Here is a 20631-nt window from a genome sequence, read left to right on the forward strand (position 1 = left end):
CGTTGAGACAGCGCCCCTGTCGTTACCCCCTGCGTTCTGGTCGGAACTTACGCGACCAGGRATTTCGCTACCTTAGGACCGTTATAGTTACGGCCGCCGTTTACTGGGGCTTCGGTTCGCACCTTCGCTTCCGCTAAGCGCTCCCCTTAACCTTCCAGCACCGGGCAGGTGTCAGCCCCTATACGTCGCCTTTCGGCTTCGCAGAGACCTGTGTTTTTGATAAACAGTCGCTTGGGCCTTTTCACTGCGGCTCTTCAGRGCTCTTCACCCCAAAGAGCACCCCTTCTCCCGAAGTTACGGGGTCATTTTGCCGAGTTCCTTAACGAGAGTTCTCCCGCGCGCCTTAGGATTCTCTCCTCGCCTACCTGTGTCGGTTTGCGGTACGGGCACCTCTTCCCTCGCTAGAGGCTTTTCTTGGCAGTGTGAAATCGGGGACTTCCGGACYRYGTCCGTCGCCGTCACCGCTTRGCCTTWCGATCCGCGGATTTGCCTGCGGATCAGCCTCACGGCTTGGACAGGCTCTTCCAGCCGCCTGCTCGCCCTATCCTCCTGCGTCCCCCCATCGCTCAAACGGGAAGAAGGTGGTACAGGAATCTCMACCTGTTGTCCATCACCTACGCCTTTCGGCCTCGGCTTAGGTCCCGACTAACCCTGAGCGGACGAACCTTCCTCAGGAACCCTTAGGCTTTCGGCGCAGAGGATTCTCACCTCTGTTTTCGCTACTCATACCGGCATTCTCACTTCTAAGCGCTCCACCAGTCCTTCCGGTCTGGCTTCTCTGCCCTTAGAACGCTCCCCTACCGATGACCAACGGTCATCCCGCAGCTTCGGCGGCACGTTTAGCCCCGGTACATTTTCGGCGCAGAGTCACTCGACCAGTGAGCTATTACGCACTCTTTAAATGGTGGCTGCTTCTAAGCCAACATCCTGGTTGTCTCGGCAACTCCACATCCTTTTCCACTGAACGTGCACTTCGGGGCCTTAGCTGGCGGTCTGGGCTGTTCCCCTCTCGACCACGGATCTTATCACTCGCAGTCTGACTCCCGGGCATAAGTCGTTGGCATTCGGAGTTTGACTGGGTTCGGTAACCCGTTGAGGGCCCCTAGCCCAATCAGTGCTCTACCTCCAACACTCTTAAACCCGAGGCTAGCCCTAAAGCTATTTCGGGGAGAACCAGCTATCTCCAAGTTCGATTGGCATTTCACCCCTACCCACACCTCATCCCCGCACTTTTCAACGTGCGTGGGTTCGGGCCTCCAGCCGGTGTTACCCGGCCTTCACCCTGGACATGGGTAGATCACCTGGTTTCGGGTCGACGACGACGTACTTCACGCCCTATTCAGACTCGCTTTCGCTGCGGCTCCGCCTCTTCGGCTTAACCTCGCACGCCATCGTCACTCGCCGGTTCATTCTACAAAAGGCACGCCATCACCCATCAACGGGCTCTGACTACTTGTAGGCACACGGTTTCAGGTTCTCTTTCACTCCCCTCCCGGGGTGCTTTTCACCTTTCCCTCACGGTACTGGTGCACTATCGGTCACTAGGGAGTATTTAGCCTTGGGAGATGGTCCTCCCTGCTTCCGACGGGATTTCCCGTGTCCCGCCGTACTCAGGATCCGCTCGGGAGGGAACGAAGTTTCGACTACAGGGCTCTCACCTTCTCCGGCCGGCCGTTCCAGACCGGTTCGTCTACCCCGTTCCTTTCTCACTCCCACAGTGAGCGGTCCTACAACCCCAAGAGGACATGCCTCTTGGTTTGGGCTGTTCCCGTTTCGCTCGCCGCTACTCAGGGAATCGCGGTTGCTTTCTTCTCCTCCGGGTACTAAGATGTTTCAGTTCCCCGGGTGTGCCCTCCATGCCCTATGGATTCAGGCATGGATACTGCCCCATTACGGACAGTGGGTTCCCCCATTCGGACATCTCCGGATCAACGCTTGCTTACAGCTCCCCGAAGCGTTTCGGCGTTTGCCCCGTCCTTCATCGGCTCCTAGTGCCAAGGCATCCACCGTGCGCCCTTTCCAGCTTAACCTATTGCGCTCTCGGCTTCTTCCTTACTGTCTAGCTTCGGCTCGCCGCCGCTCGGGGGCAAATAACCTTCGCCTTCGGGATGTAAACATCCCTCTAGGCGAAGAACATTTGCCCATCGCGATCGCCAGGATGGCGATATTTCGCCGTTGCCCGCAGGACGCGGGCCGCTTTTAGGCGAAATAACGAGCCTCCGCTTTTCCGGTTATCTAGTTTTCAAGGAACGAAGTAGCTCCTTTGAATTCGCTTCTTCGCTGGTTTGCGTCGAGGAATTCGGCTTCTCCGAATCCGCTTGTAGACGCAGACGCAAACGAGAATGCTTCTTGAATTTGCTTCTCTGCAGTCTTGTGCCGAGGAATCTTGCTTCCCTGAACCTGCTAGCAGACGCAGGCACAGATGCAAAGCAACTGAAGGAATTGCTCATTCCTTCAAAACCGAACGAAACGAAAGCGCGGTTGTGCACCGAATCACGACTAATGTCTAGCTCCAGCGCCTGGCTCTCTTCTGCCAAATAACCTTCCCCCTCGGGGTGCAAGCACCCCWGCGGGTGAAGAACATTTGGCTTCGAGATCGCCAGGATGGCGATATTTCGCCGTTGCCCGCAGGACGCGGGCTGTCTTTAGGCGAAATTACGGCGCTTCYGCTTTTCGTCCTTAGAAAGGAGGTGATCCAGCCGCACCTTCCGGTACGGCTACCTTGTTACGACTTCACCCCAATCACTTGCCCCACCTTCGGCGGCTGGCTCCCTTGCGGGTTGCCTCACCGACTTCGGGTGTTGCAAGCTCTCGTGGTGTGACGGGCGGTGTGTACAAGGCCCGGGAACGTATTCACCGCGGCATGCTGATCCGCGATTACTAGCGATTCCGGCTTCATGCAGGCGAGTTGCAGCCTGCAATCCGAACTGAGAGCGGCTTTTTGGGATTCGCTCCCCCTCGCGGGTTCGCAGCCCTTTGTACCGCCCATTGTAGCACGTGTGTAGCCCAGGTCATAAGGGGCATGATGATTTGACGTCATCCCCACCTTCCTCCGACTTGTCGCCGGCAGTCCCTCTAGAGTGCCCAACYGAATGCTGGCAACTAGAGGCGAGGGTTGCGCTCGTTGCGGGACTTAACCCAACATCTCACGACACGAGCTGACGACAACCATGCACCACCTGTCACCCTGTCCCCCCGAAGGGGGAACGCCCAATCTCTTGGGTTGTCAGGGGATGTCAAGACCTGGTAAGGTTCTTCGCGTTGCTTCGAATTAAACCACATGCTCCACCGCTTGTGCGGGCCCCCGTCAATTCCTTTGAGTTTCAGCCTTGCGGCCGTACTCCCCAGGCGGAGTGCTTATCGCGTTAGCTGCAGCACTAAAGGGTGTGACCCCTCTAACACTTAGCACTCATCGTTTACGGCGTGGACTACCAGGGTATCTAATCCTGTTTGCTCCCCACGCTTTCGCGCCTCAGCGTCAGTTGYAGGCCAGAGAGCCGCCTTCGCCACTGGTGTTCCTCCACATCTCTACGCATTTCACCGCTACACGTGGAATTCCGCTCTCCTCTCCTGCACTCAAGTCCCCCAGTTTCCAATGACCCTCCACGGTTGAGCCGTGGGCTTTCACATCAGACTTAAGGRACCGCCTGCGCGCGCTTTACGCCCAATAATTCCGGACAACGCTCGCCCCCTACGTATTACCGCGGCTGCTGGCACGTAGTTAGCCGGGGCTTCCTCGTGAGGTACCGTCACCGCGCCGCCCTCTTCGAACGGCGCTCCTTCGTCCCTCACAACAGAGCTTTACGACCCGAAGGCCTTCTTCGCTCACGCGGCGTCGCTCCGTCAGGCTTTCGCCCATTGCGGAAGATTCCCTACTGCTGCCTCCCGTAGGAGTCTGGGCCGTGTCTCAGTCCCAGTGTGGCCGGTCACCCTCTCAGGCCGGCTACGCATCGTCGCCTTGGTGAGCCGTTACCTCACCAACTAGCTAATGCGCCGCGGGCCCATCCGCAAGTGACAGCCAAAGGCCGCCTTTCAACCGAAGACCATGCGGTCTTCGGTGTTATCCGGTATTAGCTCCGGTTTCCCGGAGTTATCCCGGTCTTGCGGGCAGGTTGCCCACGTGTTACTCACCCGTCCGCCGCTGACCGAATCAGAGCAAGCTCCGATTTGGTCCGCTCGACTTGCATGTATTAGGCACGCCGCCAGCGTTCGTCCTGAGCCAGGATCAAACTCTCCAAAAGAAAGTTGATTGGCTTTTGCATTGTCCAGCTTCGGCCGCTATCGGCTCGCGACGCTTCGTGTCCCGCTACGACGGCGACAGCCTCCTCGCGGGCCTCTCAGCGCGTTTCGCCGATAGGCAAGCGGCCTCCGCTTTTCGGATTGTCCAGCTTCGGCCAAAGCGGCCTCAGCTTTTCTTTCGCGCTTCGTTTCGTTCAGTTTTCAAGGAACGAGATTGCTGCCTAGACTTACTCCTTTGCAGCTTTGCGCCGAGGAACCCAATTCCCCCGAATTCACTAGAAGACACAGGCGCAAAGTTGCTGCATTGAAACAACTTCTCTGCTGGTTTGCAGTCTTGAACTGAAGAATAGTTGAAGCTTCCTCTTGCAAACAGCTCTTTTATACTAACATGCCTCTTTTTTCTTGTCAAGATCTTTTCCGTTGCTTTTCGTCACTCACCGCTATCGAACACTCTGTCCGATTAGCGACGATTTTTAATATACCACTTACCAATCAAAAATGCAATATCTTTTTTAAGGGAATTTCAGGAACCGACGCCAGACTGTTCCTGGAGGCTTCCTCCATCTCTTCGACGGTAAGAGGACTGGCAAATAAGTTTCATAACCGCCATGGCTGTCCGCATAAGATGTTATTAGGACAACGATTTTACAATGCAAAAAAGGGGGGCCGATGTCATGTTTTACGCGTTGAACGGACGGGCGCTGAAAAAAGCTCTCATTATTATCTGCTCCGCCTTTTTCACCGCCGTCGTCTTGTACGCTTATGAAATGAACCGTCCAGTTTTTTCGCTTCCTTCTGGGCCGAAGGCGGTATATAAAGTGGACAACGCCCGCAATGAGGTGGCGTTGACGTTCGATATCAGCTGGGGAGATGAGAATGCAGACAAAATTTTGGATGTCTTGAAGCAGCACGGGATTCAAAACGCGACCTTTTTTTTATCCGCCTCATGGGCCGAACGCCATCCAGCCGTGGTGAAGCGGATCAAAGAGGAGGGGCATGAGATTGGCAGTATGGGATATAACTTTGTCAACTATACGGAACTTGAGAACGCCAAAATCCGTCAAGATTTAATCATGGCGAAAAAAGTGTTTGACATGTTGGGAATTAAACAGGTTGAGCTGCTGCGCCCCCCTGGGGGGAACTTCAACAAAAATGTGTTAAAGGTTGCTCAGTCCCTCGGCTACACTGTCGTCCATTGGAGCATTGACTCGAAAGACTGGCTCAACCCTGGGACAGACCAAATTGTTGAGAACGTCACGAGGGACCTGGAACCGGGCGATATCGTGCTCCTTCACGCATCCGATTCGGCAAAACAGACAGCCAAAGCGCTGCCGAAAATTATCGCTTCCATGAAAGAAAACGGCTACAAAAACGTCAACCTCTCCGAGCTGTTGGCGAATGGCGAAGCCGAAAGCCGTGGGATCGAGTGACACGTTCCGACAACGGCCTGCGCCGGTGCGCTTGGATTGCGGCGGCAGACAAGCCGCCAATTGGAATGATTGGCTTTTGGCGAACACGCCGTTTTTTTCGCGGCTGCCATAAGAAAACAGGCGGCGCCTTGCTTTCTTTATTGTTTCGCGCCGCCTGTCAATTTATGCAGTATAAGAAGCTGGTATGCATTGCATACTAATAAAGGAATCAACATCAAATACAGCCAATCGCGGTCGTTGATGCGCAACACGGGAAACCATTCAATGACCGTAACGACGACCATAAAGAACAAAGCCGGAACGAACGCCCCTTTGTTCGTCTGTGCGCTCTTGACGTAGGCAACAACGAGACCAACCACCAAAATGAACAATGCGGTCAATAGATACGGAATGATTGAATCGCCCTTGTCCGCAAACGTCATGTAGCGGAAATACACTAAATCGAACAGCACGAACATGATCAAAACAACCTGCACAGCGTTCCATAGCGAACGGAAGATGCCAAGCCCGAACCGGTGGACGGTTAAATAAGCAAAAAACCCCGCCTGACTGATAACGCTGAAAATAAAGCCAACGCCGATATGCCATAACAAAACAGCCATAAATTCGACCATTTCCAGGCGCAACAACAAGCGCCCGAACTCCTCCCAGTTGAAAACAATGCCGACGGCCGCCGTGGCAATACCGCCGATCAGCAGCGTCGATAAAAATAAACGCACCCATTTGCGGCTGTTCACAGCTTCATCCTCCATCATTTCAGCATAACCCGCTTACCATTTTACCAGCGCCCTTGTGAAAAAGCCAGCTCTGATCTCCTCCATGCATATTTTTTTCGCCAACATTCATATTAAGGGTGAGGGATTTTTGCAGAAAGGAGCTCACTTTCATGAACAAATACCTACCGCTCCTCTTGCTCAGTTTTCTCGTTCTTGGTTCCTGTGCCCCTCAAGAAATCAGCCCCCCTCCCCCGGATTATGACGAAACGAAAAAGATGGTTGTTGACATTTTAAAAACCGACGAGGGGAAAAAGGCGATTCAAGATATTATGTCGGAAGATCAGATGAAGCAGCAGCTGGTCATAGATCAAAAAGCTGTAAAAGAAACGCTGCAGCAAATGCTGACATCCGATCAAGGAAAAAAGTTCTGGGAAAGTGCGTTAAAAGACCCGAAATTCGCTGAAAGTTTTGCCAAAGGGCTGCAGGCAGAACATGAAAAAATGATGAAGGCACTCATGAAAGATCCCGATTACCAGGCGCTAATGATCGATATTTTAAAAGATCCGGAAATGGAAAAAGCCATGATCGATGTCTTAAAAAGCAAAGAGTTCCGCCAGCATTTGCAAAAGGTGATCACTGAAACGTTGAACAGCCCGCTGTATCAGGCGAAAATTCAAGACATGTTGATGAAAGCAGCTGAAACGGTTCAGCAAGGCGGAGAAAAACAAGGAGAAGAAGGCGGAGGAGAAGGGGGAGAGGGAGAAGAAAGCACCGGCAACCAGCAAGGCGGAGGAGGTTAATCAAGCGAAAAAGCGTCCGTGCGCTGAAAACCGCCAACGCTCTAATCGGCGGTTTCTCGCCATCGGACGCTTTTTGTGAAACCGATTAATATTTCGCAACGATTTTGCGGGCAATATCCATATAAATTTTCCCAATCGGATGATCTTCTGCGTAAACGGACGGGGCAAAGTCGTCGTCGTTCCAATCCGGCTGCTGAAGCGGCAGCTGTCCTAACAGCTCGGTTTGCAGCTCTTTGGCCAGCTTTTCTCCGCCACCCTTGCCGAAGACATACTCCCGCTCCCCTGTTTTCCGGCTTTCGTAGTACGACATATTTTCGATCACGCCGATAATTTCGTGTTCAGTGCGCAACGCCATAGCCCCAGCTCGGGCAGCGACAAACGCAGCGGTCGGATGCGGAGTCGTGACGATAATTTCTTTGCACGACGGCAAGAGCGTATGGACGTCCAAGGCGACGTCGCCCGTGCCAGGCGGCAAGTCGAGCAGCAAGTAATCCAAATCCCCCCATTCGACCTCTTTGAAAAAGTTGTTCAACATTTTCCCAAGCATCGGGCCGCGCCAAATGACTGGGGCGTTGTCCTCGACGAAAAAGGCCATCGAAATGACTTTTACGCCAAACCGTTCGACTGGGATGATTTTGTCGCCCCTCACCGTCGGGCGCTCAGTGATTCCCATCATGTCCGGAACGCTGAACCCGTAAATGTCCGCGTCAATCAACCCGACTTTTTTGCCGAGCCGGGCGAGCGCGACCGCTAAATTGACGGAAACGGTCGATTTGCCGACTCCACCTTTGCCGCTGGCGATGGCGATATACGTCGTTTTTTGCTTGTTTTCGCTATATTTCTCCACCACGTCGCGCGGCAGTTCGGCGAACCGCAGCCCGACCGTCGCAGCGCCCGCGTCTTTCAGCTGCTGGACGATCGCCGTTTGCACACGAAGCTGCTCGGGCGTGCCGGTTTTGGCGAGCGCGATTTTCACGCTGACATGGCTTTTCTCTTCCTTAATTTTGATTTCTTGAATGGCATTCGTCTCTTTAAACGTTTTGTTTAAAAAGGGATCTTTCATCTTTTCAAGAATGGAGCGCACTTCAGTTTCCGTCAACATCGTATTCACCAACCCTTTTACAAATCAATGGTCGTTTCTACATGTTATCATACCATAAATCGGCAGACGGCCGCCATGTTTGACTTGCTCCCTCACACCCCTGCAGTTGAAAAGGGGGAATTTCTAATTTCTTTTGGCGAAACAAGACCGGTCGGCTGTCTGTCTCCTCTGTTCCGACCTTGAACGCTCTCCCACCTACGCTAACGCTTAGAGGCGGGAGATTCTTGGGAACACCCGCCCTACGGCAGGCTGTCAACCAAGCCATCCCCGTGCGTCCCACGGTTGGGTTGCCTTACTTACAAAGACAGCAAACGAAGCCCTTCATTCAGGATATTCCGGGCGGCGTTATGGTCCCGGTCATGTTCGGCTCCGCAGTTCGGGCACACCCACTCGCGGATGTCGAGCGACTTCACCTCAACCTGCCGATGCCCGCAGCACGAGCACAATTGGCAAGAGGGAGATCGATGGCGAATACCGATTCATCCCCCCTTGCGCTCATGCGTGGAAGTGGGGGTCTTCTCGGCGCGAGATGATAAAAAATCCCCGCTACTCGCGGGGCGTATGTTCGTTGGAAAAATAGCGGAGCACTCCTTTATAAATCGAGGCGGCCAGCTTCGTTTGGTAGCCATCAGACGCAAGCAGCTCTCGCTCGTCGGGATTCGACAAAAACCCGACCTCGACGAGCGCGCCGGGGATTTTCGCATGCTTGAGCAAATAGACGGTATCAATCATTTTTGCCAGCCGATGGGTGTTCTCCAAATTGCGCCGCAATTCCGCTTGGATAAATCTCGCCAGCCGCTCGTTTTCGATGAACGAGCCGTAATAAAACGTCTGCGCCCCCCGCCAACGCGGCGATGGGATGGCGTTGAGATGGATGCTGATAAAAAGATCGGCATTCGATCGGTTGACGAAAGCCGTTCGTTCGAGCAAATCCTCCGTTTTTCGTCGGCTGTAGCCGCGTGTTGACGGGCTGGCCAAGTCCCGATCCGTCTCGCGTGTCATCAGGACGAGCGCCCCTTGCTGCTGCAGATAATCGCGCAGCTTTTTCGCCACGTTGAGCGCGATGTCCTTTTCCACCACCTCACCACCGACGGCGCCGCCGTCCGGCCCGCCATGGCCAGGGTCCAATACGATGATTCTCCCCGATAACGGGAGATTCCATGGTTTCGTTGATGTCAGATCGGAAAATAAAGACGGAAATAGCAAAGTGCTCATAAGGGCGACGGCAGCAAAAGCGACCAGCCACTTCCATTTTTCTCTCATTGTTTCTCCTCCCGCACGTTTCCCTTCTCTATCTTATATGGGACAAGGCGCGGGAATAGAACTCATTCAGCGAAGTTTTAGACGGCGCCGTTTTTTTCCCCGCTCAAACCCTTCCGTCCACCAGTTGGCGATATATTGTTCACACGCGTCATATAGCAACTGGCTGAGGAAATCGTCGTCGATATTGCCCCAAAAGCAAAGAAAATCAAACAGCGTATCGATCAAATATTCCTCTTCCTGAGCACATCGACAGCGTACGCTGTCCGCCGGCTCCCCATAATAGCCGAATCGGCTGTAGCGAGCGCCGAGCAAATACGCTTCAATGGCCAGATCAATGCAGCCTTCCTCAACAACGGATGGGAATATCCGATACGCCGTATAAAACGGAACAAAGTGCTCAAGCGCTTTGTTCCGTAGTTTCTCAAGCGACAGTTCGCGCAACATGTTCCGTTCATAGCGAAGCTGCTTTTCCTGCCTTTTTTCCGCCAATGAAGTGATGACTGCCATCGTCTTTCACGCTCCTTTACGATGTAGTGTTTAACGATCGCTCGCAATCATACGCGCGGGCGAAAGGCAGAAATAAGCAAAAAACCCAGCCACATTGGCTGGGTTGAAACATCACGCGATTAACGCTTCGAGAATTGTGGAGCGCGGCGAGCGCCTTTGAGCCCGTATTTTTTGCGCTCTTTAACGCGGGCATCGCGCGTCAGCAAACCGGCCCGTTTCAGCACCGTGCGGAATTCCGGATCGACTTCAAGCAACGCGCGGGCGATGCCATGGCGAATCGCACCAGCTTGGCCGGCAAATCCACCGCCTTGGACGTTCACCAAAACGTCGTAGCTGCCAAGCGTTTCCGTCAATACGAGCGGCTGTTTGACCATTTCAATGAGCGCTTCCGTCGGGATGTACTCGCGAATGTCACGCTTATTGACAATGATGCGACCATCGCCCGGGACAAGGCGGACACGGGCGACCGAGCTTTTGCGACGACCTGTGCCGTAATATTGTACTTGTGCCAAAATCATACCCTCCCTTATGATTATCCGCGAAGTTCATACACTTCTGGTTTTTGTGCTTGATGCGGATGTTCGCTTCCACGGTAAACGTGCAACTTTTTGAACATTTGCCGGCCAAGGCTGCCTTTTGGAAGCATGCCACGCACCGCACGTTCGATCATTTGTTCCGGGTAGTTCGTACGCATTTCCAGCGCTGTTCTTACTTTTAAGCCACCCGGATATAAGCTGTGGCGATAGTACAGTTTTTTCGTCAACTTTTTCCCAGTCAGTTCGACTTTGTCCGCATTGATGACGATGACGTGATCTCCGCAGTCAACGTGCGGAGTGAACGTCGGTTTATGTTTGCCGCGCAACAGCGCCGCTACTTCGCTGGCTAAGCGGCCTAACGTTTTGCCAGCTGCGTCGACAACGTACCATTTACGCTCTACTTCATTCGGTTTCGCCATGTAAGTCGTACGCAATGCAATTCCCTCCTAAAATAAAAAATGAACAAACAAATGGGTCGTTTATTTCAACACGATTATTGTCCGGGGCTAATCGTGGAAAATACATGCCATATGATATAATAGCTTGCCGGCGCGCCAATGTCAAGAAGATGTTACACAAGGACTCGTTGTCTTCGAAAGCCGGGGGAAAACCATCAGCCGTACGCCAATGAGTGGTCCAAACATTCATCCTCATAGTATACGCGCCATAAATACAGCCCTTCGGCCGGCGCGGTTGGACCAGCGAGGCGCCGATCTTTCGCCGCAAGCAACATCGAAATGTCGGCGGGAGAACGCTTCCCTTGACCGACTTCAAGCACCGTGCCAACGATAATGCGCACCATGTTGTATAAAAAGCCGCTGCCGACAAACCGAAACTCGAGCATCGGGCCGTCGGCCTTCACTTCAGCCCGATACATGGTGCGCACCCGGTCTTCGATCGACGTTTTTGCGGAACAAAAGCTTGTAAAATCGTGCGTTCCATGAAGCAAACGGAGCGCCTCGTTCATCGCGCTGATATGCAGCGAATATGGGTGCCATGCGCAATAATGGCGGCGAAACACGTCGCGTTCGGCAGCCGTCCATACTTTATAGCGGTATTCTTTCGCTTTCGCCGAAAAACGGGCGTGGAAGTCTGCATCGGCCTCCTGTACAAAGCGAACGACGATATCATCCGGCAGCTGGGCGTTCAACGCCTTTTTCCACTGCTCCGAGGAAAGGGAAAGCGGCGTATCAAAGTGGATCACTTGCCCATAGGCATGAACGCCGGCATCCGTCCTTCCGGAAGCCGCCACACGCACTTCCGTCCCTTTATGCATCCGCCGAAGCACTTCCTCAAACTCGCCTTGCACCGTCCGCTTTCCCGGCTGGATTTGGTAGCCGGAAAAGTGGGTGCCATCATAGGCAATGATGCATTTGATCCGTGTTGTCATGGCCTTCCTCCGCTATGATCGTAATAGACAAAGCAATGCAGCCAGCAACGCCACGGCCGCTAAAAACACGGTGTCCACCGGCTTCCAAGCGAGCTGGCGGAATTTCGTCCGCCCTTCCCCGCCGCGATAGCCGCGCGCCTCCATGGCTGTCGCCAGCTCATCGGCTCGTTTGAACGAGCTGATAAACAGAGGCACAAGCAGTGAGACAATGGCTTTCATCCGTTCGGAAAAACGGCCGCCAGAAAAATCAACGCCGCGGGCCGCCTGTGCTTTCATAATTTTTTCCGTCTCTTCCATCAATGTTGGAATGAATCGAAGCGAAATGGCCATCATCAAGGCGAGCTCATGGACAGGAACGCGCATCTTTTTGAGCGGTCCAAGCAAGCTTTCGACGCCATCGGTCACTTCAATCGGCGTCGTCGTCAACGTCAACATCGTCGTCATCAATACAAGGAGCAAAAACCTTAGGGAAATAAAGATCCCTTGCTTGATGCCGCCTTCATATACAGAGAGCGCACCGATTTGGTAGATGACATCTCCTTCTTTCGTCATGAAGAGATGCAACAGCAATGTAAACAAAACGACCCATAAAATCGGTTTCAAGCCGCGGGCAATGAACGAAAACGGGATGCGAGACAGCGCTGCAAAGGCAAGCGCAAACAGCGACAGCAGTGCATACGTCGCCGCATTGTTCGCCAAAAAGACGATCAGGACGTAGGCAAACACGATCAATAGTTTGGCGCGCGGGTCTAAGCGATGAATGACGGAATGACCAGGCACATATTGCCCGATAATCAAATGATTAGTCATGGACGCTCACCTTGGAGAACAATTGCTGGATGGCTTCCGCTGTCTGTTCCAACGTCAAGCATGGCGACGGAATGACAACGCCGAACCGCTTTTCGAGCTGCTGTTTCAATTTGACCGTTTCCGGCACGCTCAAACCGATGGCAGCCAGTTTGTCAGCGTCGCGAAACATCTCTTCCGGCGTTCCATGCCCCCACACCGTCCCTTCATGCATGACGACGATCTCATCAGCGTAGCGGGCGGCATCTTCCATGCTGTGGGTGACGAGAACGGTTGTCAACTGCTTCTCACGATGGAGGCGATAAAACATCTCCATCATCTCTTTGCGCCCGCGCGGATCAAGGCCCGCGGTCGGTTCATCGAGCACAAGCACTTCTGGTTCAAGCGCGAGCACGCCGGCGATGGCGACGCGCCGCATTTGCCCTCCGCTCAAATCAAACGGCGATTTCGCCAATACGTCTTCACTCAACCCGACGAGCTTAATGAGCTCCCGCGCCTTCCGTTTCGCCTCGTCTTCCGGCACGCCAAAATTGAGCGGGCCAAAACAAATATCTTTCTCCACCGTTTCTTCAAACAATTGATGCTCCGGGAACTGGAAGACGACCCCGACCTTTTTGCGCAGCGGTTTCAGCTGCTTTGGCCGCTTATTGCTCGTGATCGTCTCTTCGCCGATCTTCACCGCGCCGCTTGTCGGTTGCAGCAACCCGTTTAAATGCTGAAGGAGGGTCGATTTTCCTGAACCCGTATGCCCAACCACGGCGACGTACGCCCCGCTTCGGATTGCGACATTGACATCATAGAGCGCCCGGCGGGCAAGCGGTGAACGGGCGTTGTACACATGCTCTACTTTTTCGAATACAATGTCCATAGCTCCTCGACCAACTCCTCTGTCGTGAAATATCCAGCCCGAAGCGGAATGCCTTGTTCCCGCAAGCGGCTGCCCATTTTCACGGCAAACGGCAAATCAAGACCGATTCGCTCGAGCTTGCTTCCGAGCCGAAAGATTTGCTCCGGCGTCCCTTCTGCCATCACTTCGCCTTTGTTCATCACAATGAGGCGGTCCGCCTTCGCTGCCTCTTCCAAATCATGGGTGATCGACAAGACAGTAATGCGCTGCTGGCGGTTCAGGCGGCGCACCGTCTCAAGCACTTCTTCCCTTCCACGCGGGTCAAGCATCGATGTCGCTTCGTCCAAAATGATCATATCGGGGCGGAGCGCCAAAATGCCAGCGATGGCGACGCGCTGTTTTTGCCCCCCAGACAATCGGTGCGGCTCATAATGGAGAAACGGCTCCATATGGACTTGGCGAATGGCCTCGCGAATGCGCTCGACCATTTCCGAACGCGGAATGCCGTTGTTTTCAAGGGCAAAAGCGATGTCGTCTTCAACGGTCGCACCGACAAACTGGTTGTCCGGGTTCTGGAACACAAGGCCAACGCGGCGGCGCACCTCCCAAACGGTCGCGTCGTTCAAAAGGCGTCCAAACAAGCGAATGGCGCCCCGCTCCGGCCGAAGCAAGCCGATTAGCATCCGGGCGATGGTTGATTTGCCGGATCCGTTATGACCGACGATCGCCAGCCACTCCCCGCGCTCGGCCGTGAAGCTGACGTTTTGCACCGCATAGTCGGATTGATTTGGATAGCGAAAGGATACTCCCTCGATCGACAAGATTGGTTCGGCCATGATCGTTTCCCCTTGCTTCGCCGCGTTGCAAACGCAGCCTGCTAAATGATGGTAAACAAAAAAAGGGCATAGATCCAGTTCAAACGAAACTGTCTCGCCCTTGTTGAAATGAAACCGTTACACGAGTTCAATAATGACCATCGGCGCCCCGTCACCGCGGCGAGGACCAAGTTTCATAATGCGCGTATAGCCGCCTTGGCGATCTTGGTAGCGCGGCGCAATGTCACTGAACAGCTTTTGCAACGCATCCTGGCCGGTTTCGCTGTTGGCGACCTCCTTGCGGATGAATGCCGCTGCTTGGCGGCGGGCATGCAAATCGCCGCGTTTGCCGAGCGTAATCATTTTTTCCATGACCGAGCGCAGTTCTTTCGCCCGCGCTTCCGTCGTTTCAATGCGTTCGTTGATGATTAAGTCTGTTGCCAAGTCGCGAAGCAGTGCTTTTCGTTGCGAAGTCGTGCGTCCTAATTTTCTGTACGACATCAAATGTCCCTCCCTTTTAAAGTGATGTGTTCCTCATGGTGGTCATCATCAAAGCGATATGGTGAAAGTGTGTTTCCGGCTTGCCGGCGGAGGCCGGCGCTTAGTCGTCTTTGCGCAGGCTGAGGCCAAGCTCAGCCAGTTTCGCTTTCACTTCCTCAAGCGACTTGCGGCCGAGGTTGCGCACTTTCATCATATCTTCTTCCGTTTTTTGCGTCAGTTCTTGAACAGTGTTGATGCCGGCCCGCTTCAAGCAATTGTAGGAACGAACCGAAAGATCGAGTTCCTCGATCGTCATTTCGAGCACTTTTTCTTTTTGATCGTCCTCTTTCTCGACCATGATCTCCGCGTTTTGCGCCTCATCCGTCAAGCCGACAAAAATGTTCAAGTGCTCCGTTAAAATTTTCGCTCCAAGGGAAATGGCCTCTTTCGGCCCGATGCTTCCATCCGTCCACACATCAATGGTCAGCTTGTCATAGTCGGTCACTTGGCCGACCCTTGTATTCTCGACTTGATAAGAAACTCGGGAGACCGGCGTATAAATGGAATCGATCGGAATGACGCCGATGGGCTGGTCTTCGCGCTTATTCGCCTCAGCAGGAACATATCCGCGCCCCCGCTTAGCGGTCATGCGCATGCGCAGGCGGCCGCCTTCCGCCAGCGTCGCGATATGAAGGTCCGGGTTTAAAATTTCTACATCGCTGTCGTGAGTGATATCGGCAGCCGTGACAACTCCTTCACCCTGCACATCAATCTCCAACGTTTTCTCTTCGTCTGAATAAATTTTCAACGCTAGTTTTTTGATATTCAAAATGATGGCTGTCACATCTTCAACGACGCCGTCAATCGTTGAAAACTCATGCAAGACGCCGTCGATTTGCACCGATGTTACAGCTGCACCAGGGAGTGAAGACAATAGGATACGACGCAAGGAGTTCCCTAAGGTTGTACCATATCCACGCTCAAGCGGTTCGACGACGAATTTGCCGTATTTGGCATCTTCGCTCAGTTCGACCGTTTCAATTTTCGGCTTTTCAATTTCAATCATCGATTATTATACCCTCCTTCAAAACGTCGAGACCCCGATCAAACGGTACACGCCTAACTACATTCCCCCATGAATCTCTCTTTACGCTTGCCTGCCATGGTCTTTATCATATCCCATTATTGACAATGGCGCAAATTCTATACAGGGGCGTTACACGCGGCGACGTTTTGGCGGACGGCATCCATTGTGCGGGATTGGAGTGACGTCTTTGATCGCCGTAATTTCCAACCCGGCTGCTTGCAATGCACGGATCGCTGCCTCACGGCCAGCCCCCGGACCTTTGACGTTCACTTCGACCGTTTTCATGCCATGTTCCATCGACGCTTTCGCTGCTGCTTCAGCCGCCATTTGCGCCGCAAACGGCGTTGATTTGCGCGAACCTTTGAACCCCAGCGAACCAGCGCTCGCCCAAGCAATGGCGTTGCCATGAACATCCGTAATCGTTACGATCGTGTTGTTGAACGTTGAACGGATATGGGCGATGCCTGTATCAATATTTTTTCTTACCCGGCGTTTACGAGTGTTTGTTCTGCGTGCCATTCGTCAAATGACCTCCTTTGCGTGATTATTTTTTCTTGTTCGCTACCGTGCGGCGCGGACCTTTGCGCGTGCGGGCATTGTTTTTCGTGTTTTGGCCGCGAACCGGCAATCCGCGGCGATGGCGAAGACCACGATAGCAGCCGATCTCCATCAACCGTTTAATATTTAACGATACTTCACGGCGCAAATCGCCTTCCACTTTTAAGCGGCCGACGATTTCACGAATGCGGCTAAGCTCTTCTTCCGTTAAGTCGCGAACGCGTGTGTCTTCCGATACGCCGGCTTCTTTTAAGATTTTTTGTGCTGTCGGTTTGCCGATCCCATAAATGTATGTTAACGAAATGACTACCCGTTTATCACGCGGAATATCGACACCTGCAATGCGTGCCATATGATACACCTCCTTGAAAATTACCCTTGGCGTTGTTTATGCTTCGGATTTTCGCAAATCACCATAACTTTGCCGCGTCTGCGAATAACTTTGCACTTTTCGCAAATCGGTTTAACAGATGGTCTTACTTTCATGTTGTTTACCTCCCTATTGAACGGAGTGCATTCCTTTATTTATATCGATACGTGATCCGTCCACGCGTCAAATCATACGGCGACAGCTCCACCGTCACCCGGTCGCCAGGCAAAATGCGAATGAAATGCATGCGGATCTTGCCCGATACATGAGCCAACACCGTGTGCCCATTTTCTAATTCTACACGAAACATCGCATTTGGCAATGTTTCGACGACGGTGCCTTCCACTTCAATTACATCATCTTTCGCCATCGAGCGGCTCTCCCTCCTTCGAATGAGTAACATTGTGTTACGCAAAACCGAACGTGATGTCCATGATGATCGAGAAGACGTTCGCCCCTTCCCACTTATGAAGTGGGGGACTCATTTCCACAATGTGTTAAAATTTCGTAGCCATCTTCTGTAATGACAATCGTATGTTCGAAATGGGCGCACCGTTTTCCATCGGCCGTGACGACGGTCCAATCGTCGGCCAACGTTTTCACGTAACGGCTGCCGGCATTGACCATCGGTTCGATGCACAGCGCCATCCCTGGCCGCAAAATTGGGCCTTTGTTCGGTGGCCCATAATGTGGGATTTGTGGGTCTTCATGTAAGTGTTGACCAATTCCATGCCCGACATACTCGCGAACAACGGAAAAGTGATGCGCTTCGACGTACGTTTGAATCGCATGGGAGATGTTCGTTAAACGAGCGCCCGGCTTTGCCTCGGCGAGCCCGACATACAGCGATTGCTCTGTCACGTCAAGCAATCGTTTCGTCTCGGCGTCGATGTCCCCAACTGGATACGTCCAGGCCGAGTCAGCATGATAGCCTTCATACTGCGCGCCGACATCGATCGTAATAATATCGCCTTCCCGCAATACGCGGCCGCTGGGAATCCCGTGCACGAGCTCTTCATTCACCGAGGCGCAAATGCTTCCCGGAAACCCTTGATACCCTTTAAACGACGGAATGGCGCCATGGGAACGAATCACTTCCTCCGCGATGGCGTCCAGTTCCTTTGTTGTGATCCCGGGACGAATGTGCTTTTGCAATTCTTTCAATGTAAGGGAAACGATTTTTCCCGCCTCGCGCATCAAAGCAATTTCCTGCGCGGTTTTGCAACGAATCATCGAGCAAGTCCCCCGAGCAATTCACGAATATCAGCAAACACCTTTTCCATTTCCTGTTCGCCGTTAATGTGGCGCAAATAGCCTTTTTGCTCGTAAAAATCGAGGAGCGGCTTCATTTGTTTCATATTGACCTCAAGCCGGTTAGCCACCGTTGCTTCATTATCATCGGGGCGCTGGTACAGCTCTCCCCCGCATTTATCACATACACCCGGTTTCGCCGGCGGATGAAAGACAAGATGGTACGTTGCTCCGCAATTGCGGCAAATGCGTCTGCCGGTCAGGCGCTCCATTAAGACCTCTTGGCGAACGTCGATATGGATGACATAATCAAGCTTGCGCCCAATTTCCACTAGCATTGTTTCGAGCGCTTCTGCTTGGGCGACCGTGCGCGGGAATCCATCGAGCAAAAAACCATTTTGGCAATCCTCTTTGCTCAGCCGTTCGCGGACGATGCCGATCGTCACCTCATCCGGGACAAGATCGCCGCGGTCCATATACTGCTTTGCCTGCAACCCTAGCGGCGTCCCTTCTTTGATCGCCGCTCGAAACATATCTCCCGTTGAAATATGCGGAATTCCGTAAGCCTCGACAATTTTCTCGGCCTGCGTGCCTTTGCCGGCACCCGGCAGCCCCATCAGCACTAAATTCATCCTAACTCCCCCCTATCGGCAAGGGACGTCCGTTCTTGCCTTCTTTATTTGATGAATCCACGGTAATGGCGTTTCACCAGCTGGCTCTCAAGCTGTTTCATCGTCTCAAGCGCCACGCCGACGACAATAAGCAAGCTCGTACCGCCGATTCGTGCGGAAGGTGGCAAGTTGGCAAAGTTCACAAAGAACACCGGCAGCACGGCGACAACCGCCAAAAAGATTGATCCGACCAGCGTCAGCCGGTATAAAATTCTCGTCACATACTCTTGCGTATTTTTTCCAGGACGAATACCAGGGATATAGCCGCCTTGTTTTTTCAAATTATCCGCCATTTGCTCCGGATTGACTTGAACAAACGCATAAAAGTACGTAAACGCGATGATGAGCACGACGTAAATGATCATCCCAACCGGATGCGTATAATCAAACGTTCGGCGAATCCACAATGTTACATCATTCGTGCCAAAAAACGATGCAATCGTCGGTGGTGCAATCAAAAACGATACAGCGAAAATGACCGGAATGACTCCCGCTGGGTTCACTTTGAGCGGCAAATGGGTCGAGTGGCCGCCGACCGGGCTCCGGCCCTCAAGCCGCTTCGCGTATTGAATCGGAATTTTCCGGAACGCCTGCTGGATGTAAATGACGCCAACGATGACGGCAACGACCGCCAACGCCACAAGCAGGAGCCGGACGATGCGCAAAAACACATCTTCCCCGACATTTTCAAACTGTTGGGCGTAAATTTGATTCAAGACCGTCGGAATGCCTGAGACAATCCCGGCGAAAATAATGATCGAAATGCCATTGCCCACGCCTTTCGCGGTGATCTGTTCGCCAAGCCACATTAAAAATGCGGTGCCGGCGGTCAAGACAACCGCGATCAGCAAATACGTGCCGATGCCCGGATTTTTGATCAGCATCCCCCCGGCTAAATTGTTAAAGCCGTACGACATGCCGATGGCTTGGATAAACCCGAGCACGACCGTGAAATAGCGGGTAAACTGAGCTAATTTACGCCGGCCAACTTCGCCTTGCTTCGACCACTCCGTAAATTTTGGAACGACGTCCATTTGCAGCAGCTGAACGATAATCGATGCCGTAATGTAGGGCATCACGCCCATCGCAAAGATTGAAAAGTTTTGCAACGCCCCGCCGCCAAAAATGTTCAGGACGCCGAATGCATTCAATTCATCTTGCACTTTCAACACATCCGTGTTCACGCCCGGAACGGGGATGAATGTTCCAATGCGGAACACAATCAGCATAAGAAGAGTGAAAATGATTTTGTTTCGAATATCACTGACGCGCATAAAGTTGGAGATTGTCCGAAACATTAAATCACCTCAGTTTTACCGCCAGCCGCTTCAATGGCCTCTTTCGCCGATGCCGAGAACTTATGCGCTTTGACCGTCAGTTTTTTCTCGATTTGGCCTTTGCCCAAAATTTTCACGCCCGATTTCAGCTTGCTGATGACGCCCGTTTCAAGGAGCAATTCAGGCGTTACTTCCGTTCCGTCTTCAAAGCGGTTCAGTTTTTCCAAATTCACGACCGCATATTCTTTCCGATTGATGTTCGTAAACCCGCGTTTCGGCAAGCGGCGGAACAGCGGGGTTTGTCCTCCTTCAAATCCAAGGCGAACTCCTCCGCCAGAGCGAGCATTTTGACCCTTTTGACCGCGGCCGGACGTTTTGCCGTTGCCCGAACCGATCCCGCGGCCGACGCGCACAGCTTTCTTCCGGGATCCCGGCGCTGGTTGCAATTCATGAAGTTTCATGGCAAAGCACCTCCTTATGATTCA

General features: G+C 53.0%; 24 protein-coding genes and 2 rRNA genes. 2 read left to right on the forward strand and 24 right to left on the reverse strand.

The window, feature by feature from the left end; genetic code table 11:
* From B1A75_RS07965 to B1A75_RS07975, 3 genes are all read right to left on the reverse strand, one after another.
* Nucleotides 1-2030 (reverse strand): 23S ribosomal RNA (locus B1A75_RS07965); the annotation flags it as partial.
* 201 nt (nt 2031-2231) lie between these two features.
* Entirely contained in the window at nt 2232-2537 is a 306-nt protein-coding gene (locus tag B1A75_RS19850; RefSeq protein ID WP_079936042.1) for a hypothetical protein, read from the reverse strand.
* 146 nt (nt 2538-2683) lie between these two features.
* Nucleotides 2684-4241: ribosomal RNA gene (locus B1A75_RS07975) — 16S ribosomal RNA — on the reverse strand.
* A gap of 672 nt (nt 4242-4913) precedes the next feature.
* Between B1A75_RS07975 and pdaB the strand changes: the two genes are divergently transcribed.
* A complete protein-coding gene (gene pdaB, locus B1A75_RS07980; protein ID WP_074043582.1) occupies nt 4914-5669 on the forward strand; it encodes a polysaccharide deacetylase family sporulation protein PdaB in 756 nt (251 codons plus the stop codon).
* 137 nt (nt 5670-5806) lie between these two features.
* Here the strand turns inward: pdaB and B1A75_RS07985 are convergent, their stop codons facing one another.
* Nucleotides 5807-6406 carry a KinB-signaling pathway activation protein gene (locus B1A75_RS07985; RefSeq protein WP_074043612.1) on the reverse strand — a complete coding sequence of 200 codons (600 nt, stop codon included), beginning with the start codon at nt 6404-6406 and terminating at the stop codon, nt 5807-5809.
* 149 nt (nt 6407-6555) lie between these two features.
* Here B1A75_RS07985 and gerD point away from each other — a divergent pair, with 149 nt between their 5' ends.
* Complete coding sequence (gerD, locus tag B1A75_RS07990; protein ID WP_074043583.1) at nt 6556-7185, forward strand: spore germination lipoprotein GerD; 630 nt, start codon at nt 6556-6558, stop codon at nt 7183-7185.
* 85 nt (nt 7186-7270) lie between these two features.
* Here gerD and B1A75_RS07995 read toward each other — a convergent pair whose 3' ends face one another.
* The 20 genes from B1A75_RS07995 to rplO form a co-directional block, all read right to left on the reverse strand.
* Nucleotides 7271-8287 (reverse strand): Mrp/NBP35 family ATP-binding protein, encoded by a 1017-nt coding sequence (locus B1A75_RS07995; RefSeq protein ID WP_074043584.1) that lies wholly within the window; start codon nt 8285-8287, stop codon nt 7271-7273.
* Between the two features lie 296 nt (nt 8288-8583).
* Entirely contained in the window at nt 8584-8733 is a 150-nt protein-coding gene (locus B1A75_RS08000; RefSeq protein ID WP_371878447.1) for a zinc ribbon domain-containing protein, read from the reverse strand.
* 100 nt (nt 8734-8833) lie between these two features.
* Entirely contained in the window at nt 8834-9550 is a 717-nt protein-coding gene (cwlD, locus tag B1A75_RS08005; RefSeq protein WP_074043585.1) for an N-acetylmuramoyl-L-alanine amidase CwlD, read from the reverse strand.
* Between the two features lie 66 nt (nt 9551-9616).
* Nucleotides 9617-10057: a YbaK family protein gene (locus B1A75_RS08010; protein ID WP_074043586.1), complete on the reverse strand. Its 441-nt coding sequence runs from the start codon at nt 10055-10057 to the stop codon at nt 9617-9619.
* Nucleotides 10058-10176: 119 nt separating this feature from the next.
* Complete coding sequence (gene rpsI / locus B1A75_RS08015; protein WP_011229652.1) at nt 10177-10569, reverse strand: 30S ribosomal protein S9; 393 nt, start codon at nt 10567-10569, stop codon at nt 10177-10179.
* 20 nt (nt 10570-10589) lie between these two features.
* Nucleotides 10590-11027 (reverse strand): 50S ribosomal protein L13, encoded by a 438-nt coding sequence (rplM, locus tag B1A75_RS08020; RefSeq protein ID WP_011229651.1) that lies wholly within the window; start codon nt 11025-11027, stop codon nt 10590-10592.
* Between the two features lie 179 nt (nt 11028-11206).
* Complete coding sequence (truA, locus tag B1A75_RS08025) at nt 11207-11983, reverse strand: tRNA pseudouridine(38-40) synthase TruA (RefSeq protein ID WP_074043587.1); 777 nt, start codon at nt 11981-11983, stop codon at nt 11207-11209.
* A 12-nt stretch (nt 11984-11995) separates the two neighbouring features.
* Complete coding sequence (locus B1A75_RS08030) at nt 11996-12793, reverse strand: energy-coupling factor transporter transmembrane component T family protein (RefSeq protein WP_074043588.1); 798 nt, start codon at nt 12791-12793, stop codon at nt 11996-11998.
* Nucleotides 12786-13658 (reverse strand): energy-coupling factor ABC transporter ATP-binding protein, encoded by an 873-nt coding sequence (locus B1A75_RS08035; RefSeq protein WP_079936043.1) that lies wholly within the window; start codon nt 13656-13658, stop codon nt 12786-12788. Before B1A75_RS08035 ends, B1A75_RS08030 begins: the two co-directional genes overlap by 8 nt.
* Nucleotides 13634-14473, reverse strand: coding sequence for an energy-coupling factor ABC transporter ATP-binding protein (locus B1A75_RS08040; RefSeq protein WP_074043590.1), 840 nt, complete (start codon nt 14471-14473; stop codon nt 13634-13636). Before B1A75_RS08040 ends, B1A75_RS08035 begins: the two co-directional genes overlap by 25 nt.
* A 117-nt stretch (nt 14474-14590) precedes the next feature.
* On the reverse strand, nt 14591-14953 hold the full coding sequence (rplQ, locus tag B1A75_RS08045; RefSeq protein WP_011229646.1) for a 50S ribosomal protein L17: 363 nt from the start codon (nt 14951-14953) through the stop codon (nt 14591-14593).
* A gap of 100 nt (nt 14954-15053) precedes the next feature.
* Nucleotides 15054-15998, reverse strand: a complete 945-nt coding sequence (locus B1A75_RS08050) for a DNA-directed RNA polymerase subunit alpha (protein WP_011229645.1) — start codon at nt 15996-15998, stop codon at nt 15054-15056.
* 150 nt (nt 15999-16148) lie between these two features.
* Entirely contained in the window at nt 16149-16538 is a 390-nt protein-coding gene (rpsK, locus tag B1A75_RS08055) for a 30S ribosomal protein S11 (protein ID WP_011229644.1), read from the reverse strand.
* A gap of 25 nt (nt 16539-16563) precedes the next feature.
* Complete coding sequence (rpsM, locus tag B1A75_RS08060; RefSeq protein WP_015373728.1) at nt 16564-16929, reverse strand: 30S ribosomal protein S13; 366 nt, start codon at nt 16927-16929, stop codon at nt 16564-16566.
* Nucleotides 16930-16949: 20 nt separating this feature from the next.
* On the reverse strand, nt 16950-17063 hold the full coding sequence (gene rpmJ, locus B1A75_RS08065; RefSeq protein ID WP_003247619.1) for a 50S ribosomal protein L36: 114 nt from the start codon (nt 17061-17063) through the stop codon (nt 16950-16952).
* Between the two features lie 35 nt (nt 17064-17098).
* A complete protein-coding gene (gene infA, locus B1A75_RS08070) occupies nt 17099-17317 on the reverse strand; it encodes a translation initiation factor IF-1 (protein ID WP_031406191.1) in 219 nt (72 codons plus the stop codon).
* Nucleotides 17318-17412: 95 nt separating this feature from the next.
* A complete protein-coding gene (gene map, locus B1A75_RS08075) occupies nt 17413-18180 on the reverse strand; it encodes a type I methionyl aminopeptidase (protein ID WP_074043591.1) in 768 nt (255 codons plus the stop codon).
* A complete protein-coding gene (locus tag B1A75_RS08080) occupies nt 18177-18830 on the reverse strand; it encodes an adenylate kinase (protein WP_074043592.1) in 654 nt (217 codons plus the stop codon). Before B1A75_RS08080 ends, map begins: the two co-directional genes overlap by 4 nt.
* A gap of 44 nt (nt 18831-18874) precedes the next feature.
* Nucleotides 18875-20167, reverse strand: coding sequence for a preprotein translocase subunit SecY (secY, locus tag B1A75_RS08085; protein WP_074043593.1), 1293 nt, complete (start codon nt 20165-20167; stop codon nt 18875-18877).
* Nucleotides 20167-20607 carry a 50S ribosomal protein L15 gene (rplO, locus tag B1A75_RS08090; protein ID WP_011229638.1) on the reverse strand — a complete coding sequence of 147 codons (441 nt, stop codon included), beginning with the start codon at nt 20605-20607 and terminating at the stop codon, nt 20167-20169. The genes secY and rplO overlap by 1 nt, the downstream gene beginning before the upstream one ends.
* Nucleotides 20608-20631: the final 24 nt, after the last annotated feature.

This window comes from Geobacillus sp. LEMMY01 (genome assembly GCF_002042905.1).
GTDB classification, from domain to species: Bacteria; Bacillota; Bacilli; order Bacillales; family Anoxybacillaceae; genus Geobacillus; species Geobacillus proteiniphilus.

Excerpts from the sequence above, each read along its gene's own strand:
- B1A75_RS07995 (WP_074043584.1), bottom strand. The coding sequence starts at position 8,287 with ATGTTGACGGAAACTGAAGTGCGCTCCATTCTTGAAAAGATGAAAGAT.
- rplO (WP_011229638.1), bottom strand. The coding sequence starts at position 20,607 with ATGAAACTTCATGAATTGCAACCAGCGCCGGGATCCCGGAAGAAAGCT.
- cwlD (WP_074043585.1), bottom strand. The coding sequence starts at position 9,550 with ATGAGAGAAAAATGGAAGTGGCTGGTCGCTTTTGCTGCCGTCGCCCTT.
- rpsK (WP_011229644.1), bottom strand. The coding sequence starts at position 16,538 with ATGGCACGCAGAACAAACACTCGTAAACGCCGGGTAAGAAAAAATATT.
- rpsM (WP_015373728.1), bottom strand. The coding sequence starts at position 16,929 with ATGGCACGCATTGCAGGTGTCGATATTCCGCGTGATAAACGGGTAGTC.
- B1A75_RS08030 (WP_074043588.1), bottom strand. The coding sequence starts at position 12,793 with ATGACTAATCATTTGATTATCGGGCAATATGTGCCTGGTCATTCCGTC.
- truA (WP_074043587.1), bottom strand. The coding sequence starts at position 11,983 with ATGACAACACGGATCAAATGCATCATTGCCTATGATGGCACCCACTTT.
- B1A75_RS08040 (WP_074043590.1), bottom strand. The coding sequence starts at position 14,473 with ATGGCCGAACCAATCTTGTCGATCGAGGGAGTATCCTTTCGCTATCCA.
- pdaB (WP_074043582.1), top strand. The coding sequence starts at position 4,914 with ATGTTTTACGCGTTGAACGGACGGGCGCTGAAAAAAGCTCTCATTATT.
- B1A75_RS08050 (WP_011229645.1), bottom strand. The coding sequence starts at position 15,998 with ATGATTGAAATTGAAAAGCCGAAAATTGAAACGGTCGAACTGAGCGAA.
- B1A75_RS08010 (WP_074043586.1), bottom strand. The coding sequence starts at position 10,057 with ATGGCAGTCATCACTTCATTGGCGGAAAAAAGGCAGGAAAAGCAGCTT.
- map (WP_074043591.1), bottom strand. The coding sequence starts at position 18,180 with ATGATTCGTTGCAAAACCGCGCAGGAAATTGCTTTGATGCGCGAGGCG.
- infA (WP_031406191.1), bottom strand. The coding sequence starts at position 17,317 with ATGGCGAAAGATGATGTAATTGAAGTGGAAGGCACCGTCGTCGAAACA.
- secY (WP_074043593.1), bottom strand. The coding sequence starts at position 20,167 with ATGTTTCGGACAATCTCCAACTTTATGCGCGTCAGTGATATTCGAAAC.
- B1A75_RS08035 (WP_079936043.1), bottom strand. The coding sequence starts at position 13,658 with ATGGACATTGTATTCGAAAAAGTAGAGCATGTGTACAACGCCCGTTCA.
- gerD (WP_074043583.1), top strand. The coding sequence starts at position 6,556 with ATGAACAAATACCTACCGCTCCTCTTGCTCAGTTTTCTCGTTCTTGGT.
- B1A75_RS08080 (WP_074043592.1), bottom strand. The coding sequence starts at position 18,830 with ATGAATTTAGTGCTGATGGGGCTGCCGGGTGCCGGCAAAGGCACGCAG.
- rpmJ (WP_003247619.1), bottom strand. The coding sequence starts at position 17,063 with ATGAAAGTAAGACCATCTGTTAAACCGATTTGCGAAAAGTGCAAAGTT.
- rplQ (WP_011229646.1), bottom strand. The coding sequence starts at position 14,953 with ATGTCGTACAGAAAATTAGGACGCACGACTTCGCAACGAAAAGCACTG.